Below are 22,159 nucleotides of genomic sequence, written 5' to 3'. Positions count from 1 at the left end.
CACCGGATCCTCATGAAACCATCATTGCTTGCCCTGACGGTGATGCTGGCCCTGACCAGTATCTCTGCGGCCTCTGCCTCGGATGCCCCGAACTTCAGCGCGTTGCTCGAGCAGAGCAGGGCCCAATCCCCCTTCCTTCAGGAAAAGGGGTTCGACACAGCTGCCGCTGCGGGCGAAGCCCGCCAAGCGCGAGCGCTACGTAACCCCACCATTGATGCCCTCGCAGAGAATCTCAACGCTCCCCCCAGCAATGGCGCGAGCCAGCGGCAGACGACCTACACCATCAGCCAGCCACTGGAGATCTTTGGCCAACGTGGGGCTCGAATCCAGGCGGGAGAGAAAGGGCTGCAGGCGGCCGAAGCTCGCCAGCACCAGGCACAAGTCGAATTCGCCGCAGCCTTGGCTGTTGCCTACGCGTCTTCCGAGGCTGGGCTGATACGGCGCAACATTGCTGCCGAAGATGTTGATCGCGCCAGAGGCGACCTGAAGGCAGCTCAGGCGCTGGTTGACGCAGGAAAGGAGGCCAGCCTGCGCGTAGCACAAGCCCAGGCCGGCTTGAGCTCAGCAGAAGCGATTGCCGCTTCAAGAGAGGCAGAGGCGGCTGCAGCTCTCGAGCAACTGTCAGTACTGGCGGGAAGAGCTGAACCCTACTCAGGCACGTCCGAGTCACTCCTGGTGCGCGAGTGGGTTGCGCCCGCAATTGCGAACGTCGATTCGGCATCTGTCCTGTCTGCGAAGGCAGACGTCGATGCGAGCGATGCGGTTCTGCGCACTGAACGCTTCAAGCGGGCACCGGACCTTAACCTCACCGCAGGCCGTCGCAACTTCGCCGCCGGTGGGGACGCATTGGTCGTCGGCGTGTCTCTGAGCATCCCATTGTTTGACCGGAACAGCGGCGGGATCAGCGCGGCTCGAGCACGGAGCGACGCCGCCCGTGCTCGATTGGATGCAGCACGCCTCCAGAGCCAGGCGGACCGTGCGACTGCGCTTGCGCGTGTTGACGCCGCCATGCGAGGACTGATCGCTGCCTCCAAGGGAGAGGAAGCAGCCACGGAAGCCTACCGAATGGCGCGCTTGGGATACGAGGCCGGTAGAACCCCACTGGTTGAGCTGCTGCTTAGCCGTCGCACGCTGACGGACGCGAGGCTGAGCGTGGTGGATGCACGACTCGCACGCGTTGCCGCCTACGCATCGCTCGCCGTGGCCAGCGGTCAGATTGCCTTTGGAGACATGTAGATGAAGAGAAGTATTCCGGCTGTTAACACCCTGACGATGATCGGCGTGGCTACCTTGGCGCTTGGCGCGGGATTTGGCATTGCACGCTTATCCGCCCCCTCAGAGACGGTGGTCGACCCCGCGAAAGACGAAGCCAGCGCCAGTGCGCCGGCGGAGGCGGCTCAGGAAGTCGCGATTCCCAAGGAGTATCTTGCCGCTGCGGGGATCTCGGTGGAGCCCGTCACTTCCGCTCAGGTAGCGGCGAACATCACCGCATCGGGTTCGGTCGTGGCAATCCCCGGTGGTGAGGCCGTCGTGGTGGCACGTGCGGCCGGTAACGTCACCGATGTCATCCGGCAGGTGGGCGACAAGGTGAAGAAGGGCGAAGTGCTGGCACGCGTAGCCAGCCCTGATGGGGCCCGTATTGCGGCTGACCTTCGTGTGGCCAGCGCCAGCCTCTCCCTCGCCGAAAAGAACGTCAAGCGCGATGAGTCGTTGCTCGCACAGGGCGTGCTCGCACGACAAGAGGCTGAGGCGAGTCGCGCCGCCTATCTCACAGCGCAAGCAGAAGCACAACGCGCTGCCCTGGTGGCACGCACCGCCAATGTGGATGGAGGAGGTAGCGTCAACGTCATCAGCCCTATCGATGGAACCATCAGCAGCTCGCAAGTGACTCTGGGCGCTTTCGTCGAGCCGCAGGCCTCCCTTTATAGGGTCACAGGTTCCAATGGCGTGGAGATTCAGGCCTCCGTTCGTGCGGGTGACACCGGTCGGATCAAGGCCGGCGACAGCGCGTCCATTACCCGCTCCGACGGAAGCGTCACCTCTGGCAAGGTCCGTTCAGTTGCTGCCGCCGTAGGTGGGCTGACAAGGGCTGCCACAGTCGTAATCACCCCGAGCGCAGAGGCGAACGGATTGGTTGTGGGTGACGGTGTGCAGGTCCGGCTGGTCACCGCTTCCGGATCGGGTGAGGGGCTGTCTGTCTCGGAAGAGGCGGTCCAGAACATCGACGGAAAAGACGTCCTCTTCGTCAGAACCAGTAAGGGGTTCACTGCACAGCCGGTCTTCATTGGCCTCCGTAGCGGTGGTATGGCGCAGATCCTTTCTGGCGTCACTGCGGGAACCCCGGTTGCTACCCGTAACGCGTTTCTGGTGAAAGCCGAGATGAAAAAGTCGGGCGGAGACGAGTAATGATCGAGCAAGTACTCACGGGTGCCGTACGGCACCGCTGGCTGGTTCTGTTCATCACACTGGTGATTGCGGTGATCGGCGGGTGGCAACTGAACCTGCTACCGATCGACGTGACTCCGGATATCACGAACAAGCAGGTCCAGATCAACACCGTCATCCCGACGCTGAGTCCAGTGGAGGTCGAGAAGCGCGTTACCTACCCGATCGAGACCGCGATGGCAGGACTTCGGGGCGTCGCGAACACCCGGTCGTTCTCGCGCAACGGCTTCAGCCAGGTCACGGTGATCTTCGATGAGAGCGCAGACCTCTACTTCATGCGCCAACAGGTCACCGAGCGTCTGACTCAGGCTCGGCCCCAGTTGCCGGAGGGTGCCGAACCGCTGATGGGCCCGGTTTCGACCGGGTTGGGCGAAGTATTCCACTACAGCGTTGAATTCACCCACCCAGATGGCAAAGATGCCCCGCGAAATGATGGTAAGCCTGGCTGGCAAAGCGACGGTTCGTTCCTGACTGATCAAGGGGAACGGCTGACGGACAACATGGCACGTCTGGCCTACTTGCGCACAGTCCAGGACTGGATTGTGCGGCCTCAGCTGCGCACGACGCCAGGCGTAGCAGACGTCGACAGTCTCGGCGGCTACGTCAAGGAGTATGTCGTTGAGCCCAATGCGAGCAAGCTCGCGGAGTACGGGTTCTCCTATACCGACCTGGCCGACGCGTTGCAGGATGCCAATCTGTCGGTCGGAGCAGACTACATCCAGAGGTCGGGCGAGTCCTATCTGGTGCGCGCAGACGCCCGCATCCGCTCCGTGGACGAGATTGCCCGTGCCGTTGTGGGCAATCGCAACGGAGTTCCCGTAACGGTGGGTGACGTCGCACGTGTGGTCGTTGACGGTGAGCTCCGCCGCGGTGCTGCCAGCCGCAATGGATACGAGACTGTCGTCGGCAGTGCACTCATGCTGGTTGGCGCCAACAGCCGAACTGTGGCGGCGGCGGTGGGTGACAAGCTGCAGGAGATCGGCAAGACCATGCCGCCGGGCGTGACGATTGTTCCCACCTTGGACCGATCCCAGCTGGTTGTCGCAACGATCAAGACCGTCGCCAAGAACCTGGCCGAAGGCGCTCTTCTAGTCGTGGTCATCCTGTTTGCATTGCTCGGAAACTGGCGAGCTGCTGTCATTGCTGCATTGGTGATTCCGTTGTCCCTGCTGATCACCGCGATCGGCATGAACAAGCTCGGGATCTCTGGCAACCTGATGAGCCTGGGTGCGCTCGACTTTGGCCTGATCATCGACGGCGCGGTCATCATCGTCGAGAACGCACTGCGCCGCCTGGCAGAGCGACAGCATGCACTTGGGCGCCCGCTCAATCTATCGGAGCGCCTGCATGAAACGATCGCCTCGTCCAAGGAGATGGTCCGCCCGACCGTATATGGGCAGGCGGTCATCTTCCTGGTCTTCGTGCCCTGCCTGACCTTCCAGGGCGTCGAGGGGAAGATGTTCTCTCCGATGGTCATTACCCTGATGCTGGCGCTGGCCTCTGCATTCGTGCTCTCCCTCACTTTCGTTCCGGCGATGGTGGCGGTCATGCTCAAGGGCCACATTTCCGAGAAGGAAGTACGGGTAGTAGCTGCCACCAAGAGCCGCTATCAGCCGATGCTTCGCAGCGCAATCCGCCAACCCATGCCCTACCTGGCCGGTGGTCTTGGCGTCCTGGTGGCCGGCGTTGTGGCCTTTGGCTTTGTGGGTCGGGAGTTCATGCCAACATTGGATGAGCAGAATCTCAACCTGTCCTCCGTTCGCATCCCGTCCACATCGATCGAGCAGTCCGTCGCCATCGACCTTCCTCTTGAGAAGGCACTGATGACGTTGCCGGAGGTACAGACGGTGTACTCCAAGGCCGGTACCGCAAGCCTGGCCGCAGATCCCATGCCGCCCAATGCGTCCGACAACTACGTGATCCTCAAGCCCAAGGACCAATGGCCGGATGGAGTGAAGACCAAAGAGCAGGTGATCGAGAGGATTCGAGAGAAGACAGCCTTTCTTGTTGGTAACAACTATGACGCCACCCAGCCCATCGAGATGCGCTTCAATGAGCTGATCGGCGGCGTTCGTAGCGACGTTGCAGTCAAGATCTATGGCGAAGACCTGACGGCACTTGCCGGCAGCGCTGACAAGATTGCGGCCGTCCTCAAGAAGATTCCGGGCGCATCGGATGTCCGTGTGGCGCAGACGGGAGGCTTCCCGACCTTTGACATGGCGTTCGACCGGGCCGCGATCGCCCGTTACGGACTGACCGTCAAGGAAGTGGCCGACACAGTGTCTGCTGCGCTGGCAGGTCGCATGGCGGGCCAGATCTTCGAAGGTGATCGGCGCTTCGACGTAGTGGTTCGTCTGCCCCGTGTGGACCGCAGCGATCTCGATGTACTGGGAGCCGTTCCGGTCATGCTGCCGCCAGGCAGTCAGGAAGGCCGTCAGTCTGTTCCGCTTCGTGAATTGGTCAGCTTCCGCTTCACGCAGGGTCTGAACGAAGTGAGCCGCGACAATGGCAAACGTCGAATCTATGTGGAAGCGAATGTGGTCGGGCGTGACCTGGGTAGCTTCGTTGACGACGCCAAGGCGGCTATTGGCCAGCAGGTGCAGTTGCCCACGGGTTCCTGGATCGAATGGGGCGGGCAGTTCCAGAATCTGCAGGCAGCAACGAAGCGACTGGCGATCATTGTGCCTCTCTGCTTCATTCTCATTGCGGCCGTCCTCTACATGGCGATTGGCAACGGTTTGCTGACAGGTACGGTACTGACTGCAGTGCCACTTGCTCTGGCCGGTGGATTCTTCGCATTGGCGTTGAGAGGAATCCCCTTCTCGATCTCCGCTGCAGTGGGCTTCATCGCGGTATCTGGTGTCGCGGTGCTCAACGGTCTGGTTCTGATCTCCGCGATCAAGAAGCGCCTGCACGAGGGGCTTCCGCCAGATGAGGCGGTCGAACTGGGTGCAATGGAGCGCGTCAGACCGGTTCTTATGACCGCGCTGGTTGCCTCCCTGGGCTTTGTCCCGATGGCGATTGCAACGGGTACGGGCGCCGAAGTGCAGAAGCCACTGGCTACAGTGGTTATCGGGGGTCTTGCCACCGCAACCGTACTGACGCTGTTCGTGCTGCCTGCGCTGTGCGGGCTGGTACTCCGAAGAACTGCGCGCAGGAAGGCCGCAGGCATTGAAGACCCCCTGCCAGTACCCGAAGTCGATTGAGCACAAGCCCCTTCCACGGCTTCACGTCCTGCCCTGCGGATCGGATTACGATCCGCAGGGCAGCGGCGCTTTCCATTGTTCCATCTAGAGGTGAGCCATGATCGAGGTCCTACGCTTTCCAACATTCAGGAACCTGTTCGCTGCGCAGGTTATCGCGCTGATCGGCACGGGCTTGGCTACCGTGGCGCTCTCTCTTTTGGCCTATGACCTAGCGGGGGCTGAGGCGGGTGCTGTGCTGGGTACGGCTCTGGCAATCAAGATGATTGTCTACGTGCTGCTGGCCCCTCTGTCCGGAGCAATCGTCCCGGCAAATCTACGCAAACCGGTGCTTATTGCACTCGACCTGGTGCGGGCGGGCGCAGCGCTTTGTCTGCCGTTCGTCAACCAGATCTGGCAGGTGTACCTGCTCATTGCCTTGCTGCAGTCGGCCTCGGCGTGCTTCACCCCTCTGTTCCAGTCGACGATCCCGGAAATCCTGAAGGAGGAACGCGACTACACCCGAGCACTGTCCCTGTCGCGCCTGGCCTATGACCTGGAGAGCCTGCTGAGTCCCGCGTTGGCCGCTGCTCTGCTGACGCTGATCAGCTTCCACGGCCTGTTCGCTGGTACGTCCGTAGGCTTCGTGATATCCGCCATCTTGGTGTTCTCAACTGCATTCCCCTTCGTTGCACCGTCCCTAAGAAAGGACGGTCCCTACGCCCGCGCGATTCGAGGAATGCGAATCTACCTGAAGACGCCCAGGCTGAAAGGGTTGCTTGCCCTTAATCTGTGTGCGGCCGCCGGCGGCGCCATGGTGTTCGTGAACACCGTCGTCGTGGTGCGCAACGTTCTCGGCGGAGCAGAGTCACAGGTGGCATGGGCGCTGGCAGCTTTCGGTGGCGGCTCGATGCTGACGGCGCTTGTCCTCCCCAAGGTTCTCGATCGGGTGGCTGACAGGCGTGTGATGCTCTCCGCAGCCCTTGCAATGTGCATCGTACTTGTGACCCTCGGTCTTACCTGGCTGCTCTCGCCCTCCTCCATAGGTTGGCCCATCGTGCTCACCGGCTGGGCATTGTTGGGGATGAGCTATGCGGGGCTGGTGACTCCTGGCGGCAGATTGCTGCGACGATCAGCGGAATCCACCGATCTGCCATTCCTGTTCGCAGCGCAGTTCTCTCTCTCCCACGTGTGTTGGCTGATTGCCTACCCTCTGGCGGGGGCCGTGGGTGCGAAGTTTGGAATGCCAGTGGCGATCATGGCACTGGCAGTAGTCGGCATCGCCGGATTCGTGTTCGCCTGGAGAATCTGGCCCGCCCATGACCCGGACGAGATCTCCCACGGTCACGACGATCTGGCTGCGGACCATCCCCACTGGGCGGAACACGCCTCTTCCAACGGCAAGCACTCACATCGGTATGTCATCGACGACGTGCACCCTCGTTGGCCTGGATGACGGAAACTTGAACAAGGGGCGCGAGAGGGCACTTTCACCGCTCGCGCCCGACGTTGTCATATCGACTTTGCCAGAACAAGCCTCTAGTCTTTGCCCGTGCGATCCCTTCGTCTACCAACCAGCGTTCTGTTGCGCAGCTGCATCTTCATGATGCTGGTGGCGAGCCTGTTCGTGCGACCCGTCCTGAATCATCTGGGTGAGCTGCACGGCTTGCAGCACATCGTGCAGGCTGCGGTGGAACATGGTCACCCCCATGTTGGGGTGAGTGATGCCGCAGACCGTGATCTTGAACACGCGGTTGGATTGCACAGCCTGTTGCACCAGGCCGATCTGACGGCTTCTGTAGGCATCTTGGCCAGCCTTGCTGGACCCGCTCGAGTTGATCTGAGCGATATCCATCCCTGGCACCAGCCAGCGGCAGAGCTTCAGCATCATCGCTCATCCCTGTTCAGGCCTCCTATCGCCTGAGACCCAGGCCTCGTGCTCGCACTGAGCAGAGGCTTGGCAGCGACCGTCCAGTCAATCCTTACTGGACATTCGTCGCTGCAAGAAATTATTGATTCGTTCCCCGCCCGGACCCCGCTTGCGCGCAGTGATCCGTGTGACGTGCCGTGCGCGCCTTCTGCGCACTCGTAGCACGTTGCGCCGGTTCCCAGTGTCGTAGCGGATAGCTTTGGCGGAGGTCCGCTGACCGCATTCGTAGATACTCATCATGATCCCCAGTTCTGAATCCGGGGCGCTCTCGCGCGTCCTTCTCCAACCCCCACTACGGTCGCACTGGCCGCGAACTCTACTCGCACTGCTTTCCCTGTTCATGCTGCTACTCACAGCTGACGGGGCGTTGGCTCACGCGATCGCCGAAGGCGACAAGGGCTACATCCAGGAAATATCTGGAGTAAATCTGATCGCATTCGCCTATCTGGGCGCGAAACACATGGCCACCGGCTATGACCACATCCTGTTCCTCCTGGGCGTGGTGTTCTTCCTGTACCGGATGAAGCATGTCGCGCTGTATGTGACGCTGTTCGCGATCGGGCACTCCACAACGATGCTGCTGGGTGTGCTGTTCAACGTGGGCATCAACAGCTACCTGATCGACGCGATCATTGGTCTGTCTGTGGTCTACAAGGCCCTGGACAATCTGGGCGCCTACCAGCGTTGGTTCGGCTTCCAGCCAAACACAAAGGTTGCGACGTTGATCTTCGGCCTGTTCCACGGCTTTGGTCTGTCAACCAAGATCATCGAGTACGACATCTCACCCGATGGTCTGTTGCCCAATCTGCTTGCGTTCAACGTCGGCGTGGAGATCGGCCAGATCCTCTCGCTTGGCGCGATTCTGATCGCAATGGGCTACTGGCGCCGCACGCCCAGCTTCTTCAAGCACGCCTACACCGCCAATGCCGCCATGCTCTGCGCCGGATTCATTCTGATCGGCATGCAGCTCACTGGCTACTTCGTTTCCTGACTTTCAAGAGATCCACATCATGTACAACAGTAAGCCCGCCGAAGGCGACCTCCCCACCAGCCGCCAGCTGGGACGCACCACCGCAATTGCCGCCGGCATCGCCATCGTCCTCCTGGTTGGAGTGGTGATGCCATCTGAGTACGGAATCGATCCCACTGGTGTTGGTCGGGTACTTGGTCTGAAGGAAATGGGGGAGATCAAGGAACAGCTTGCCGAGGAAGCGGCAGCTGACGCTGCGATGGACGCACCGGCCGCCGAAGACGAGGCAGCCGCCCTGCTGACGCAGGTGTCCACGCAGAACCGTAAGACCGTTGAAGTTGCTCAGAAGCCTGCCGCGAGCAATGCGGCCACCGCTGCCGAATGGCGGGACGAAGAACAGGTTGTCCTGGCGCCGGGCCAGGGCACCGAGATCAAGCTCGTCATGAAGGCGGGCGAGCGCGCCAGCTACCAGTGGTCTGTTGAAGGCGGCGTCGTGAACTTCGACACCCACGGAGACGGCGGCGGTCGAGCGATCAGCTATGAGAAGGGTCGAGGGGAAGCCACCAAGCAGGGGGTGCTCCTGGCTGCCTTCGACGGCAACCACGGATGGTTCTGGCGCAACAGGGGCGAGGAGCCCGTAACGCTTCTGCTCCGCACCGGAGGGGAGTACGAGTTGATCAAGAAGATGTAAACCGCAGCGGTTGGCGGTGGCCGGGTGCGCTTAAGGCCTGGTCACCGCCCTATGTGCGGTATTTCCGATGGGCTGCGCCCAGTTTCGGCCCCTCGACACCCCCAGCCAGCCCCGCTTAAGCTAACCCATATGCGTCTTTCCGCCCGCCACGGCCTTGCCCTCAGGATCAGCTTCTTTGCGCTGATGCTGTTGAGTGTCGTTGCGCGGCCGATGGTGATCCAGCTCAGCGAACTGCACGGATTGGAACATGACATCGCAGCAGCGGTGGATCATGGCCATTCACATGCGGGCGGTGGGGGCGACAATCTGGACCCGGATCACGCCACTGGCGCTCACGCGGTACTGCATCAGGCAGACGCGAGTTTCGCTGGAAGCTTGTTCACGCCCCACGTCTACCTGGCTTCACTACCGCTGGCCGGTGAAGTCCATGCTCTGCGACTTCTGAGGGTGCCTGCAGGGCACCCGGCGTCACCCTTCCGACCTCCGATCGTCTGACGACCCTAGCTGCGCTCTAGCAGCCTGAGCGCGCCTCCCGTGTAGCGGGACGCGGCGCGTCGTTCTGACTTTCTTTCCGGAGGCTTCCGTGAAATTCCGTAGTGTGTGGGCGCTGGCTGTTGCCGGCGCCTGCGGTGTGGCCGTTCCTGGCCACGCCGCCGAAGTGCTGCGCCTGGAGGATGCGGTTGCCCGCGCCCTTGGCACTCACCCAAGCGTGCAGGCAGATGCCGCACAAATAGAGGCGACAAAGAACCGTGCGGCGCGAGAGGGCTTAGCAGCCCCGTTGGTGCTCGGCGGAGAACTGGAGAACGTGGCCGGTAGTGGCAGCGTGCGAGGTATGGACGCTGCCGAGGCAACGTTCCGGGTATCCAAGATTCTGGAACTGGGTGGCAAGCGGGCGGCCCGCCAAGCGCTTGGCGGCGCGGAGGTGGATGCAGCCCAGCGAGAGGCTGATGTGACCCGGGTGGCCATCGCCACACGCACCGCTGGTCGATTCATCGACGTGCTTGCGGCGCAGGAGCATGTCGAGCATGCGGAAGAGTGGATTCGTATGGCCCGCGCGCTCCAGCGAGAGGTGGCCCGCTGGGTCTCTGCGGCACGGAACCCGGACTCAGACCTGAGGGCCGCTGAAATCGCCCTGGCCGATGCAGAGCTCAAGCGTGATCAAGCAGTCCAGCGGTTGGAGGCATCGCGCATGGCGCTTGCGTCTTCCTGGGGCTCTTTCACCGCTGACTTCGACACCGTCGCCGGCGATACAAACATCCTCCCCCCGCTGGATGACTACCAGACGCTGTCCGAACGCCTTCAGAACGCGCCACAGCAACGTGCCTTCGATGCCCAGTCCAGAATTCTTGCCGCGCGCCGCGATGTCGCCGTTTCCAGCGCGAAGCCTGACGTGAGTGTTGGATTTGGACTTCGCCGTCTTGAAGCAACGAAGGACAGTGGCTTGGTCATGTCGATCTCGGTTCCCTTGGGAACCCGGCGTCGATCAGCCTACTCGGTATCCGAAGTCGACTACGAACTGAGTGCGCTCAAGTCACGCCGTGAAGCACAAATGTTGGAGCTCAACCAGGAGCTGTTCGGAGTCTATCAACAGCTGCGCCAAGCGCAGTTGGAGGTCACCTCCGTTCGTGAGCGGCAGCTCCCCAAGGCGGAGCAGGCGATGAATCAGAGCCGTCGTGGCTTCGAGGAGGGTCGATTCTCCTATCTCGCATTGAGCCAGGCGCAGAAGACGCTGTTCGACCTTCGTGAGCGCGAAGTCGAGTCCGCCGCACTCTATCTCCGATTGCTGGTCGAGGCAGATCGCCTCACCGCCTCCGCCCAGGATGTCCGCCCATGAATCGTTACGCCCTTCTTATGTTGCTTCCGCTGGCACTGGCCGCCTGTGGCGGTGAAAAGCCGGTTGAGAAAGAAGCCGCAGAATCCACCGCCGCGGCCGGCGACTACGAGCGCGGCCCCAACCGCGGTCGCATGCTCCGCGATGGTGATTTCGCACTTGAAGTCACCGTCTATGAAACCAACACGCCTCCTCAGTTCCGCCTCTACGCCTATCGAAATGACAAGCCGATCTCACCGAATGAGGTGAAGGCAACAATGCAGTTGAAGCGCCTCGACGGTGAGGTCAATGATTTCACTTTCACCGCCGAAAACGACTATCTCGTGGGGAACGGCGAGGTCGTGGAACCTCATTCTTTCGACGTGAAGGCAGACGCAGTGGTAGGAGGAAAGACACACACCTGGTCCTATCAGTCCTATGAAGGCCGTACCACCATCGAGCCAAGCGCTGCCAAGGATGCGGGTGTGGTGGTGGAAGAGGCTACCGCTGGCACTATCCGCGATACGGTCACGCTGATGGGGAACATCGCGGTCAACACTGGCCGCCAGGCCGCCGTCAAAGCACGATTCCCAGGTATTGTCCGCAGCGTGTCGGTCGAGATGGGCCAACGCGTTTCGGCAGGGCAGACGCTGGCGACGGTTGAAGGCAATGACAGCATGCGCACCTACGCGGTGATTGCTCCCTTCAGCGGCATCGTTCTTGCGCGCAACACCAGTGTTGGTGATGTGGCCGCCGACAACACACTGTTCGACGTTGCCGATCTGTCAGAGGTCTGGGTCGATCTACGAGCTCTGGGCACTGACGCCGAGCGTCTCGCTCCAGGTCAAGCAGTGCGGATCCGTTCCGCCACGGGTGCCTTGGAGACTGAAGGTAGGCTCCAAAGCCTGCTTCCGCTGGCAAGCAGCGGCCAAAGCGTGGTTGCGCGCGTGAGTATCCCCAATGGTGACGGCAAGTGGCGTCCAGGAATGGCTGTCTCGGCCGAGGTCATCATTGCCGAGACACCTGTTCCACTGGCCGTCAAAGAGTCAGGGCTCCAGCGATTTCGCGACTTTACCGTCGTATTTGCGCAGGTGGGCGATACCTATGAGGTGCGCATGCTTGAGCTTGGAAAGCGTGATGGCGAGTGGGCAGAGGTTCTTGGCGGACTGAAGCCCGGAACGCGGTACGTCGCCGAGCAGAGCTATCTGATCCGTGCAGACATCGAGAAGTCTGGCGCCAGCCACGACCACTAAGGATCCATCATGCTAGAGCGAATCATTCGCGCGTCCATCGCGCATAGATGGCTTGTGCTGCTTCTGGTCCTGGCGCTGTCAGGCTTGGGCATCTGGAACTACAGCAAGCTGCCAATCGACGCCGTCCCTGACATCACCAATGTCCAGGTCCAGATCAACACCGAAGCACCAGGCTACTCTCCACTGGAGGCAGAGCAGCGGGTAACGTTCCCCGTCGAGACAGCCTTGGCCGGCCTGGCCAAGCTGGAGTACACGCGGTCCATCTCGCGTTATGGTCTCTCCCAGGTCACCGTTGTATTCGAAGACGGTACCGACATCTACTTCGCACGGCAGCAGGTGGCCGAGCGCTTGCAGCAAGCCGCATCCCAGCTTCCAACTGGGCTGAAGCCAACGCTGGGCCCGGTCGCCACCGGTCTCGGTGAGATCTTCATGTACACCGTGGAAGCCGAGAAGGGAGCTGAAGAGACTTGGACGCCGATGGCGCTTCGTACCCTCCAGGATTGGGTGGTACGCCCCCAGATGCGTCATCTGAAAGGTGTGACAGAGGTCAACACCGTCGGCGGCTATGTGCGGCAGTTCCACATCACGCCTGACCCGCGCAAGCTTCAGGCGTACGAGCTGACCATGCAGGATGTGATGGAAGCCGTGGCGCGCAGCAACGCGAACGTGGGTGCCGGCTACATCGAAAAGAGTGGCGAACAGTACCTTGTGCGCGTTCCTGGCCAGGTGGCGGACATGGACGGCCTGCGCAAGATCGTGGTCGCCAATCGCGATGGGCTGCCGCTTCGCGTCGGTGACCTCGCAGACGTTCACGAGGGGACCGAACTGCGAACGGGTGCAGCGACTAAGGATGGCAAGGAAGTGGTACTTGGTACCGCATTCATGCTCATTGGTGAGAACAGCCGCGAAGTCGCTCAGCGAACCGCAGCCAAGCTGAAGGAGATCGACGAGACGCTTCCAGAAGGTGTCCGCGCACATCCGGTCTATGACCGTACGGAGCTGGTCGACCGCACCATTGAAACCGTTAAGAAGAACCTGCTGGAAGGTGCCCTGCTGGTCATTGCGGTGCTGTTCCTTCTGCTCGGAAATCTTCGCGCCGCACTGATCACGGCCGCGGTCATTCCTTTGACCATGCTGCTGACCATCTCCGGTATGGTCCAGAACCGTGTCTCAGCAAACCTGATGAGCTTGGGTGCCCTGGACTTCGGTCTGATCGTGGACGGCGCGGTCATCATTGTTGAGAACTGTCTGCGCCGCTTCGGCGAGCGTCAGCACGCCCTGGGGCGTCTGTTGACCCGGGATGAGCGCTTTGCCTTGGCCGCAAGCGCCAGTGCCGAGGTGATCAAGCCCAGCTTGTTCGGCTTGTTCATCATTGCCGCCGTCTACATCCCGATCTTTGCGCTCTCCGGCGTGGAAGGAAAGATGTTCCACCCGATGGCCCTGACCGTCGTTATCGCGCTGACCGGTGCGATGGCATTGTCCCTCACGTTCGTTCCCGCTGCAGTTGCTCAGTTTGTCACGGGCAAGGTCTCAGAGAAGGAAACCAAGGCCATGCGGGGCGTGACCAAGCTCTACGGCCCGATGCTGGAACGGGCAGTCAGCGCTCGCAAACTGGTCGTGGGTGGTGCAGCCGTCCTCACCGTACTGGCGGGTCTTCTGGCCAGTCGCATGGGCACTGAGTTCATTCCGAATCTGGACGAAGGTGATATTGCGCTTCACGCGCTGCGCATTCCCGGCACGAGTCTGACGCAAGCCATCGGCATGCAGCGCCAGCTTGAAGCGACCATCAAGAAGTTCCCCGAGGTCGATGAAGTTGTCGCAAAGATCGGCACAGCGGAGGTAGCGACCGACCCCATGCCGCCGTCGGTCGCAGACACCTTCATCATGCTCAAGGATCGCGACCAATGGCCTGATCCCCGCAAGCCAAAGGCGCAGCTCATTGCTGAGCTGGAAAAGGCTGTTCGGGCAATTCCCGGCAACAATTACGAGTTCACCCAGCCCGTGCAGATGCGTATGAACGAGCTGATTGCCGGTGTGCGCGCTGAGGTGGCAGTGAAGTTGTACGGAGACGATCTGGACCAGCTGGCGCAGATCGGCAGCCAGATCGAGGACGCCGCGGGTGCCATCCCAGGAGCCGCAGACGTGAAGTTGGAGCAGATCAGTGGTCTGCCTCTTATGACCATCACGCCTGACCTGGATGCTTTGGCCCGCTATGGCGTTTCGATCGATGAGGTCCAGAAGACCATCTCGGTGGCGTTGGGCGGTGAGGCGGTCGGTCAGGTCTTTGAGGGTGATCGTCGCTTCGACATCGTCGTTCGTCTGCCCGAGAACCTGCGCCAGGACACCCGGACGCTCGCATCGCTGCCGGTAGCCGTCGCCGCCGGGGCCAGTTCCGGCGAACAGAGAGCGTTCGTTCCGCTGGGGCAGCTGGCCAAGGTTGAAGTTGCGCCCGGCCCAAATCAGGTCAGTCGCGAGAACGGCAAGCGTCGCGTCGTCATCACCAGCAACGTACGTGGTCGCGACCTTGGTTCATTCGTAGAGGAGCTGCGGGAGAAGGTTGGCCAGGAGGTGCAGTTGCCAGAAGGCTACTGGATTGAGTACGGCGGCACCTTCGAGCAGCTCATCTCTGCCAGCAAGCGGCTGTCCGTGGTCGTTCCGGTCGTGCTGGTGATGATCTTCGGATTGCTCTTCATGGCGTTCGGCTCGGGCAAGGATGCTGCCATCGTGTTCAGCGGCGTTCCACTTGCGTTGACCGGTGGCGTGGTGGCTCTGTGGATGCGTGACATACCCCTGTCCATTTCTGCAGGCGTGGGGTTCATCGCACTGTCGGGAGTCGCCGTGCTCAACGGCCTGGTCATGATCAGCTTCATCAAGAGCCTTAGGGAACAGGGCACTCCCCTGCACCAAGCGGTAACCGAAGGTGCACTGACCCGGCTGCGCCCCGTGCTGATGACGGCCCTGGTTGCCAGCCTGGGCTTCCTGCCAATGGCCCTGAACGTTGGGGCTGGCGCGGAAGTTCAGCGCCCGCTGGCGACGGTCGTTATCGGCGGAATCATCTCCTCCACGCTGCTGACCTTGCTGGTGTTGCCGGCGCTCTATCGCCTCATCCACCGCGAAGGGGATGAGCGGAAGGAGGACGCAGCGTGAACCCGTCCATCTCAACCCCTCCCAGGAACATGCAGTTGACCATTTCCAAACGAACCCAAGCGTGGCTCTACCTGCTTGCAGCCATCCTTCTGCCTTGCGTTGCTTGGGCGCATGGCGTCAGTGAAGGCGACCAGGCATTCCTGGAAGACAGTACCGGCCTGCAGCTCATCGCGTTCACGTACCTCGGCGCCAAGCACATGGTGACTGGATACGACCACCTCCTGTTTCTGTTCGGGGTGATCTTCTTCCTGTACCGGATGCGTGATGTCAGCATCTACGTGACGTTGTTCGCGATCGGGCATAGCACTACCTTGCTGCTAGGTGTCCTGGGCGGATTGCATGTGAATGCGTACCTGGTCGACGCAATCATTGGTCTGTCGGTTGTCTACAAGGCGCTGGACAACATGGGCGCGTTCAAGCGCTGGTTTGGGGTACAGCCCAACACCAAAGCCGCCGTGCTGATCTTTGGCTTCTTCCATGGCTTTGGTCTAGCGACAAAGCTGCAGGATTTCTCGCTCTCACCTGACGGGCTTGTTCCAAACATGCTCGCCTTCAACGTGGGGGTCGAGATCGGACAGCTGCTCGCGCTCGCAGGCATCTTGATCGTGATGGGCTTCTGGCGCCGCTTGCCGTCATTCCATCGGCAGGCGTACAGCATCAACACCGCCCTTATGTGCGCCGGCTTCGTGCTTGTTGGCATGCAGCTCACCGGCTACTTCGTTTCCTGAATCTACAGAGGTACTCATGTCCATCACGCTTTCCAATCAGCTGCCCAGCACTCGCAAGCTGCTGAAATCCACCGCCCTGGCCGCTGCCGTTGCAGGGGTGATTCTGCTCACCACCGTGCTTCCCGCGGAGTACGGAATCGACCCTACGGGCGTAGGCAAGGTTCTGGGTCTGGACGCCCTAGCCTCCACTGACCAGGCAGATGCCGTAGCTCCCCCCGTTCCGGCATCTGCTGGCAGCGCCGAAGCCGTCTCGGCGCTGTTCGAGAAGGCCAAGGTTGCCTTCGGGAGCAATGGCAAGCAGGCCTTCGAACCCGCCGCTGTCTCTCTCGCCAGCACTCCTCTACGGCAGGACTCACTGACGATCGAGCTTGCCCCTGGTAAGGGCCAGGAAGTGAAGGCCCATATGGCTCAGGGCGCAGGGATGGTCTTCAGCTGGAAGGCCACCTCTGATGTTGCCGTGGACATGCATGGCGAGCGTCCCGACGTGAAGGGCCCATGGACCAGCTACGCCGTTGAAGGCGCCCAGCGTCAGGCTGAGGGAACGTTCATTGCTCCCTTTGAAGGTACCCATGGGTGGTACTGGCAGAACCGCGGCAGCACCCCCGTGATCATCGAGGTGCAAATTACCGGCTACCAGGCCGACCTCTACCAGCCGTAACACCCGGCATAACGCCGAAATCAACCTAGGAGAAGCAACATGAAGAATCGTTTTGCCCTCATCAGCGTCCTTTTCGCTTCCATTGCAGCGTCCGCATCGGCCTTCGCACATGACCCGGCGCTTCATGCCGAGTCGGAAGTGAAGGAGGCGCCTAAGGCAAAGCCTGCTACGTGTGAACAGCTGGCTGACCGGACGAAGTTCAAGGTGGATCTTGCCGATCCTCAGACCAAGGCGCTGAAGGACCGGTGCGACGCTCAGGCGCAGTCCGCTGCCAAGAAGAAGTAATAGTCTGCGGCGAATGGTTCGGCTTGTGTGGAGCCGGACCATTCGTCTTTAGCCTTGAGTGAGACAAATAGCGGAAGCGCTGTCCTATCACTGTCAGTTGCGCAAGGTTCTGAATCGTACTTCATCATGTCAACGCTAATTTGAGCCTTGCGATCCGGTCTCCTGATCGGGGAATTCCAGCATCCTTACTGCTGAATCGAAGAATGCGGCCAGCTCTTCTGACAGCTCCAAGGTCCAGCCCCGGCAGCTACGGCTCTGCACATCTGGTACAACGAGATAGTGGCTACTCATAGGTTTCGATCGTCCTGTAACGCCCTCGTCCTGAAGTTCGAAAGTGAAGCCGAATTTCTCCCAGAAGCTGAGCCTACGCTTCATGGCCTCCGTATCGATCCTTCCAGTTCTTGGATCAACTACGTCGCTCCGCGCGAACGTAATGTGCTGCACCGGCCTCTCCGATATTAGCCTTGCCCAGATTACAACGATGGACTGCGCGACGGTTCCGAGACCCGCTCCACGGAGCTGCCGCGGCAACTCTCTTACGCCTCCACCAACGTCCACGCTTGCCGACCGATCAGCATCACCAGATTTCGTCTCTGCTGTACCAATCCATCGAGCGATATCTGCGGTTAGGATCGACGACAATGGCCCGTCGACGTACTCAATCGCCACTTCGATGCCGGAGTGCTCACCGGACCCTCCTTCTGGGTCGCATAAGTGGGTCACCTTGAGGCGAAGAGCGTGCTTCTTGCTATCGGCGTCAAAAAGAGTCACGCCGAAAGACTCTGAGTTTGGATGCCTCGGATTCACCGGTTCCATATGCGCCTCGTCCGTATGCTGCGGGTATCGGTATGCCATCCCGTCAACTGGAACAATTCAATTTCTAGTTTCCAATGGAGCACTGAATTCTCGGCTTCTACTGTGATTGACTGTAGCATTCACTAAAGCGGCGGAGGCCACAACCTCTTCGCGCCAACGTGTCCGGTGATTTGCCCATTCGAACTACAAGCCTGTCCATATCTGCATGGGGTCGAAGCTGTGTCTGCTGACAAATGATAGCTACTGCCGCAAAGAGGCTCCGAGCTCACTCAGGCATATCTCAGCACTTGGGACCATCGGAGTGCATCTGTACTGATTTCATAAGCAGAATTGTATCGGACGCTGCGAGTCGCCCATTCTTTCTGATTTGAACCTACACTCTGCTCGAGAGCATTCAGAGGAAGATGCAATGCAGTTCATAGTCGACGGACCGGACATCCCAGAAGCACTTCTGCAGGCACACGAAGAGGGGCGAGTAGTCTTCTTCTGCGGCGCCGGAGTCTCTTACCCTTCAGGGCTACCTGGCTTCAAAGGACTGGTTGAACAGATCTACGAATTGAATGGGACATCATTCACGGATATCGAGCGTGCCGCCTTCGATCGTTCAAAGTTCGACGCGACTCTCGATCTGCTTGAAAGGAGACTGCCTGGGCAGCGATTGGCAGTACGACGCGCCCTAGCGAGATCGTTGAGACCCAAGCTTCGTCGGAAGGGGGCAGTTGACACCCAAGCAGCGCTTCTTCGGTTAGCACGAAGCCGGGATGGCGCGTTGCGATTGGTGACTACCAACTTCGATCGAACCTTCCACGCGGCGGCGAAGCGCATGGGCCAACCATTTCCGGCCTATCCCGCTCCAATGCTGCCGATCCCTAAGAACAGCCGCTGGGATGGGCTTGTCTTTCTGCATGGCCTGCTTCCGGAGAGTGAGGATGATGCAGCACTCCATCGACTAGTGGCCACCAGTGGTGACTTCGGCTTGGCTTACTTGACCGAACGCTGGGCCGCGCGGTTCGTCAGCGAACTTTTTCGCAACTATGTCGTTTGCTTCATTGGATACAGCATTGACGATCCGGTCCTCCGGTACATGATGGACGCATTAGCAGCAGATCGAATGCTCGGTGAGGTTACCCCGCAGGCGTGGGCGTTCGGAGATTGCGAAGCCGGGAAAGAGCATCTGAAGACTCTTGAGTGGGAAGCTAAGGGCGTTAGACCTATCCTCTACAGGGTTCAGCCTGCTACCCATGACCACTCTGCGTTGCACGACACAATCAGGACTTGGGCAGATGTCTATCGCGATGGAGTTCAAGGTAAAGAGGCCATTGTTGCGAAGCACGCCATGGCCCAACCTCAGGACAGCACGCTCCAGGACGATTTTGTTGGACGAATGCTGTGGGCTCTTTCAGACAAGTCAGGCCTCCCCGCGAAGCGCTTCGCGGAGTTCAATCCAGTTCCCCCGCTTGAGTGGCTCCTCGAGGCATTTTCCCATGAGCGATTCTTGCAGAGGGATCTAGCCCGCTTTGGCTTCTCCTCGGTTAAGGAGGAGGATGCAGAACTCAGATTCAGTTTGGTTCGTAGGCCTGCGCCTTATGATCACGCTCCTCCTATGACACTGGCGTCTTCTGGAAGTATGGCCAGCCGATGGGATGGATTGATGTTCCAGCTCGCACGCTGGCTTGTGCGTCATCTGGACGATCCACGATTGATCATATGGATTGCAGAGCGTGGCGGGCAGATGGATAGTCGCTGGATCTCTCTAGTCGACTCCGAACTTGAGCGTCTGGCCACACTGGAACGGGATGGCAAAGTCTCGGAGCTGGATCTTATTCGCCTGGACGCCCCAAAGGGTGTGCCCGATCCAAAGATGCGAACTCTTTGGAGAATCGTGCTCGGTGGCCGACTCAAGACCCCACTGTCAGGGGGGCTGCTATATCGTTGGATCAAGCGTCTTAGACGTGAGGGACTGAACACGTCTCTTCGGATGGAACTTCGTAGCCTTCTCAGCCCAAAGATCACACTAAGGCGTCCATTTGTTTGGGACGGCGAAGTGGCCGATGGTGCAGACGAGACAGTGCGAATTAAGCAGTTGGTTGACTGGGACCTTGTGCTTGCGGAGGACAATGTACATGCGGTCCTCCAGGATCAGTCTAAGGGTGAGTGGGAGAAGGCACTCCCGCTCCTGTATTCGGACCTACAGCAACTGCTCTGTGACGCACTGGGCCTTCTTCGAGATCTAGGAGAGGCAGATGACCTTGTCGATAGATCCTACTGGGACCTTCCATCAATCACGCCCCATTGGCAGAACCGGTCCTTCCGAGACTGGGTTAGCCTGATTGAACTGCTACGCGACGCTTGGTTAGCAGTTCGAGCTACGGATGAGTCGAGATCCACGCTCATGGCTCAGGCATGGTTCGAGATCCCGTATCCCACGTTCAAGCGGCTGGCATTGTTTGCGGCCAGCCAGGACAACTGCATCGAGCAGGAGCAGTGGGTCGATTGGCTGCTACTGGATGAGGGGCGGTGGCTGTGGTCGCAGTGCACCGCACGCGAAGTGCTGAGGCTTCTTGTTCTCCAGGGGAGAATTCTAGACAACGCGTCTCAAGCACGCTTGGAGAATGGCATCTTGGCAGGACCTCCCCGCGAGATGTATCGCGATGATCTGGAGCCCGAACGCTGGGATCGCCTGGTTGCTCGCGCAGTATGGATTCGTCTAGCGAAGCTGGAGTCCTCGGGCCTACATCTTGGTGTGTCTGCAGCAAGGCGCCTAGCGGAGATATCCATCGCGCATCCTGAGTTGAGATTGGACCCTAACGAGAAGGACGAATTCTCACACTGGATGAGCGGCACCGGAGATCCGGATTTCGAGGACGGCAGAGAGGTCGACGTCGCCCCTCGCACTCGCAAGGAGCTAGTTGAATGGCTTGAATCGCCGAGGCCTGCCCATAGACCGTTCTATGAGGACACTTGGCGGGATGTCTGCCGTACTCGCTTCTTCCATAGCCTTGCCGCGCTCTGCGACCTCGCTCACCAAGACGTCTGGCCCGCAGTTCGATGGCGCGAGGCGCTTCAGGTTTGGTCGGACGATTCAATGGCAGCCCGCTCCTGGCAGTACGCATCGCCTTTGGTACTGCTAATGCCTGATGAAGTTCTGTCCGAGATCGCACCTGCTGTAGCGTGGTGGATGGAGGCCACTTCAAGAAGCGGCGCGAATCGCGAGAGCCTCCTATTGACTCTCACCGATCGAGTGCTTGCGCTTCCGATCCCCTTGAGTAGTGGCATGACAAGGAACGGCGAGCCAATCGATAACCCTGTCTCGGAGGCGATTAATCACCCCATTGGGCATGCCACGCGCGCCTTGCTCAATCTATGGTTCAAGAGGGCGCCCAACGATGGAGACCTACTTCCCCCTGAGCTTAAGGCGGCATTCTCCGCCATATGCGATGTTGAAGTAGATCGATTCCGCCATGGCAGGGTGTTGCTCGCATCTAGACTCATCGCCCTGTATCGCGTAGACCGGGCGTGGACCGAAGCGACGCTACTACCGCTCTTCGATTGGTCCAACCCTGTCGAAGCGAAAGCAGCCTGGGAAGGATTTCTTTGGTCACCGCGACTGTACCAGCCATTGATGGTGGCATTGAAGTCGCAGTTCCTATTGACGGCCGGTCACTACGCCGACCTTGGTGAACACCGAGGACAGTTCTCTGCTTTCCTAACGCACTCAGCCCTAGGGCCATTGGAAGGCTACTCTCGGGACGACTTTAGATCTGCATTGGGCAAGCTTCCACAGGATGGACTGGAGAAGTCCGCACAATCGCTCTCCCAAGCACTGGAGGCCGCAGGCGATCAACGCGAAGACTTCTGGAGAAATCGAGTCCAACCCTTCTGGCAGGAGATTTGGCCAAAATCGCGCAATCTAGCTACACCCAGCATTGCTGCCTCCTTAGCTCGACTCGCCATCGCGGCCCGGGATGAGTTCCCTTCCGCATTGAAGGCGGTACGTGACTGGCTTCAGCCGGTAGCGAATTCGGACAACATCGTCCATCTTCTACGAGAATCTGGCCTTTGTAGCCAGTCGCCAACTGAGGCTTTAGATCTGCTGGGTGCCGTTGTTGGATCCCAACAATGGGCGCCTCTAGGACTGAATGAATGCCTAGCTCAAGTAAGGGCCGCCGCTCCCGACCTAGAGCAAAACAACCAGTTTCATCGACTTGAGGAGCTGGTGCGAACGCGCTCCTAAGAGTTCTGGC

The 22,159-nt window shown here is 60.0% G+C and carries 16 protein-coding genes; 14 read left to right on the top strand and 2 right to left on the bottom strand.

What is annotated here, in order from left to right; all coding sequences use genetic code 11:
* Positions 1 to 12 precede the first annotated feature (12 nt).
* The 4 genes from E5790_RS10805 to E5790_RS10790 all read left to right on the top strand — a co-directional run bounded on the left by E5790_RS10805 (position 13) and on the right by E5790_RS10790 (position 7,083).
* Complete coding sequence (locus E5790_RS10805; protein WP_136191747.1) at positions 13 to 1,236, top strand: TolC family protein; 1,224 nt, start codon at positions 13 to 15, stop codon at positions 1,234 to 1,236.
* Entirely contained in the window at positions 1,237 to 2,406 is a 1,170-nt protein-coding gene (locus E5790_RS10800; protein WP_111206077.1) for an efflux RND transporter periplasmic adaptor subunit, read from the top strand.
* Positions 2,406 to 5,651, top strand: coding sequence for a CusA/CzcA family heavy metal efflux RND transporter (locus E5790_RS10795; RefSeq protein WP_111206078.1), 3,246 nt, complete (start codon positions 2,406 to 2,408; stop codon positions 5,649 to 5,651). The genes E5790_RS10800 and E5790_RS10795 overlap by 1 nt, the downstream gene beginning before the upstream one ends.
* Before the next feature lie 97 nt (positions 5,652 to 5,748).
* Positions 5,749 to 7,083, top strand: a complete 1,335-nt coding sequence (locus E5790_RS10790; RefSeq protein WP_111206079.1) for an MFS transporter — start codon at positions 5,749 to 5,751, stop codon at positions 7,081 to 7,083.
* 111 nt (positions 7,084 to 7,194) lie between these two features.
* Here E5790_RS10790 and E5790_RS10785 read toward each other — a convergent pair whose 3' ends face one another.
* Entirely contained in the window at positions 7,195 to 7,518 is a 324-nt protein-coding gene (locus E5790_RS10785; RefSeq protein WP_111206080.1) for a hypothetical protein, read from the bottom strand.
* A 379-nt stretch (positions 7,519 to 7,897) separates the two neighbouring features.
* Here E5790_RS10785 and E5790_RS10780 point away from each other — a divergent pair, with 379 nt between their 5' ends.
* From E5790_RS10780 to E5790_RS10740, 9 genes are all read left to right on the top strand, one after another.
* Complete coding sequence (locus tag E5790_RS10780; protein ID WP_223224807.1) at positions 7,898 to 8,548, top strand: HupE/UreJ family protein; 651 nt, start codon at positions 7,898 to 7,900, stop codon at positions 8,546 to 8,548.
* A 19-nt stretch (positions 8,549 to 8,567) separates the two neighbouring features.
* Entirely contained in the window at positions 8,568 to 9,218 is a 651-nt protein-coding gene (locus E5790_RS10775; protein WP_111206081.1) for a transmembrane anchor protein, read from the top strand.
* 129 nt (positions 9,219 to 9,347) lie between these two features.
* Complete coding sequence (locus tag E5790_RS10770; protein ID WP_111206082.1) at positions 9,348 to 9,713, top strand: hypothetical protein; 366 nt, start codon at positions 9,348 to 9,350, stop codon at positions 9,711 to 9,713.
* 88 nt (positions 9,714 to 9,801) lie between these two features.
* Complete coding sequence (locus E5790_RS10765; RefSeq protein WP_111206083.1) at positions 9,802 to 11,052, top strand: TolC family protein; 1,251 nt, start codon at positions 9,802 to 9,804, stop codon at positions 11,050 to 11,052.
* Positions 11,049 to 12,281: an efflux RND transporter periplasmic adaptor subunit gene (locus tag E5790_RS10760; protein WP_040006894.1), complete on the top strand. Its 1,233-nt coding sequence runs from the start codon at positions 11,049 to 11,051 to the stop codon at positions 12,279 to 12,281. The genes E5790_RS10765 and E5790_RS10760 overlap by 4 nt, the downstream gene beginning before the upstream one ends.
* A 9-nt stretch (positions 12,282 to 12,290) precedes the next feature.
* On the top strand, positions 12,291 to 15,428 hold the full coding sequence (locus E5790_RS10755) for a CusA/CzcA family heavy metal efflux RND transporter (RefSeq protein ID WP_111206084.1): 3,138 nt from the start codon (positions 12,291 to 12,293) through the stop codon (positions 15,426 to 15,428).
* A gap of 29 nt (positions 15,429 to 15,457) precedes the next feature.
* Positions 15,458 to 16,156, top strand: coding sequence for a HupE/UreJ family protein (locus tag E5790_RS10750; protein ID WP_008264906.1), 699 nt, complete (start codon positions 15,458 to 15,460; stop codon positions 16,154 to 16,156).
* A 16-nt stretch (positions 16,157 to 16,172) separates the two neighbouring features.
* Positions 16,173 to 16,814 carry a hypothetical protein gene (locus E5790_RS10745; RefSeq protein ID WP_111206085.1) on the top strand — a complete coding sequence of 214 codons (642 nt, stop codon included), beginning with the start codon at positions 16,173 to 16,175 and terminating at the stop codon, positions 16,812 to 16,814.
* Between the two features lie 39 nt (positions 16,815 to 16,853).
* Positions 16,854 to 17,099, top strand: coding sequence for a hypothetical protein (locus E5790_RS10740; protein ID WP_008267212.1), 246 nt, complete (start codon positions 16,854 to 16,856; stop codon positions 17,097 to 17,099).
* Positions 17,100 to 17,234: 135 nt separating this feature from the next.
* Here E5790_RS10740 and E5790_RS10735 read toward each other — a convergent pair whose 3' ends face one another.
* The gene (locus E5790_RS10735; RefSeq protein ID WP_136191746.1) at positions 17,235 to 17,915 is read right to left on the bottom strand and encodes a hypothetical protein; all 681 of its coding nucleotides are present in this window, start codon (positions 17,913 to 17,915) and stop codon (positions 17,235 to 17,237) included.
* A gap of 409 nt (positions 17,916 to 18,324) precedes the next feature.
* Here E5790_RS10735 and dsr1 point away from each other — a divergent pair, with 409 nt between their 5' ends.
* Positions 18,325 to 22,149, top strand: a complete 3,825-nt coding sequence (gene dsr1 / locus E5790_RS10730; RefSeq protein ID WP_136191745.1) for an anti-phage defense-associated sirtuin Dsr1 — start codon at positions 18,325 to 18,327, stop codon at positions 22,147 to 22,149.
* Positions 22,150 to 22,159: the final 10 nt, after the last annotated feature.

Source organism: Stenotrophomonas sp. PAMC25021, from assembly GCF_004795795.1.
In the GTDB taxonomy this organism is placed as follows: Bacteria; Pseudomonadota; Gammaproteobacteria; order Xanthomonadales; family Xanthomonadaceae; genus Stenotrophomonas; species Stenotrophomonas muris.
The sequence above is the reverse complement of the archived record's forward strand: the minus strand, read 5'-3'. Positions and strand labels throughout refer to the sequence as shown.

Excerpts from the sequence above, each read along its gene's own strand:
- E5790_RS10805 (WP_136191747.1), top strand. The coding sequence starts at position 13 with ATGAAACCATCATTGCTTGCCCTGACGGTGATGCTGGCCCTGACCAGT.
- E5790_RS10800 (WP_111206077.1), top strand. The coding sequence starts at position 1,237 with ATGAAGAGAAGTATTCCGGCTGTTAACACCCTGACGATGATCGGCGTG.
- E5790_RS10795 (WP_111206078.1), top strand. The coding sequence starts at position 2,406 with ATGATCGAGCAAGTACTCACGGGTGCCGTACGGCACCGCTGGCTGGTT.
- E5790_RS10790 (WP_111206079.1), top strand. The coding sequence starts at position 5,749 with ATGATCGAGGTCCTACGCTTTCCAACATTCAGGAACCTGTTCGCTGCG.
- E5790_RS10785 (WP_111206080.1), bottom strand. The coding sequence starts at position 7,518 with ATGATGCTGAAGCTCTGCCGCTGGCTGGTGCCAGGGATGGATATCGCT.
- E5790_RS10780 (WP_223224807.1), top strand. The coding sequence starts at position 7,898 with ATGCTGCTACTCACAGCTGACGGGGCGTTGGCTCACGCGATCGCCGAA.
- E5790_RS10775 (WP_111206081.1), top strand. The coding sequence starts at position 8,568 with ATGTACAACAGTAAGCCCGCCGAAGGCGACCTCCCCACCAGCCGCCAG.
- E5790_RS10770 (WP_111206082.1), top strand. The coding sequence starts at position 9,348 with ATGCGTCTTTCCGCCCGCCACGGCCTTGCCCTCAGGATCAGCTTCTTT.
- E5790_RS10760 (WP_040006894.1), top strand. The coding sequence starts at position 11,049 with ATGAATCGTTACGCCCTTCTTATGTTGCTTCCGCTGGCACTGGCCGCC.
- E5790_RS10755 (WP_111206084.1), top strand. The coding sequence starts at position 12,291 with ATGCTAGAGCGAATCATTCGCGCGTCCATCGCGCATAGATGGCTTGTG.
- E5790_RS10750 (WP_008264906.1), top strand. The coding sequence starts at position 15,458 with ATGCAGTTGACCATTTCCAAACGAACCCAAGCGTGGCTCTACCTGCTT.
- E5790_RS10745 (WP_111206085.1), top strand. The coding sequence starts at position 16,173 with ATGTCCATCACGCTTTCCAATCAGCTGCCCAGCACTCGCAAGCTGCTG.
- E5790_RS10740 (WP_008267212.1), top strand. The coding sequence starts at position 16,854 with ATGAAGAATCGTTTTGCCCTCATCAGCGTCCTTTTCGCTTCCATTGCA.
- E5790_RS10735 (WP_136191746.1), bottom strand. The coding sequence starts at position 17,915 with ATGGAACCGGTGAATCCGAGGCATCCAAACTCAGAGTCTTTCGGCGTG.
- dsr1 (WP_136191745.1), top strand. The coding sequence starts at position 18,325 with ATGCAGTTCATAGTCGACGGACCGGACATCCCAGAAGCACTTCTGCAG.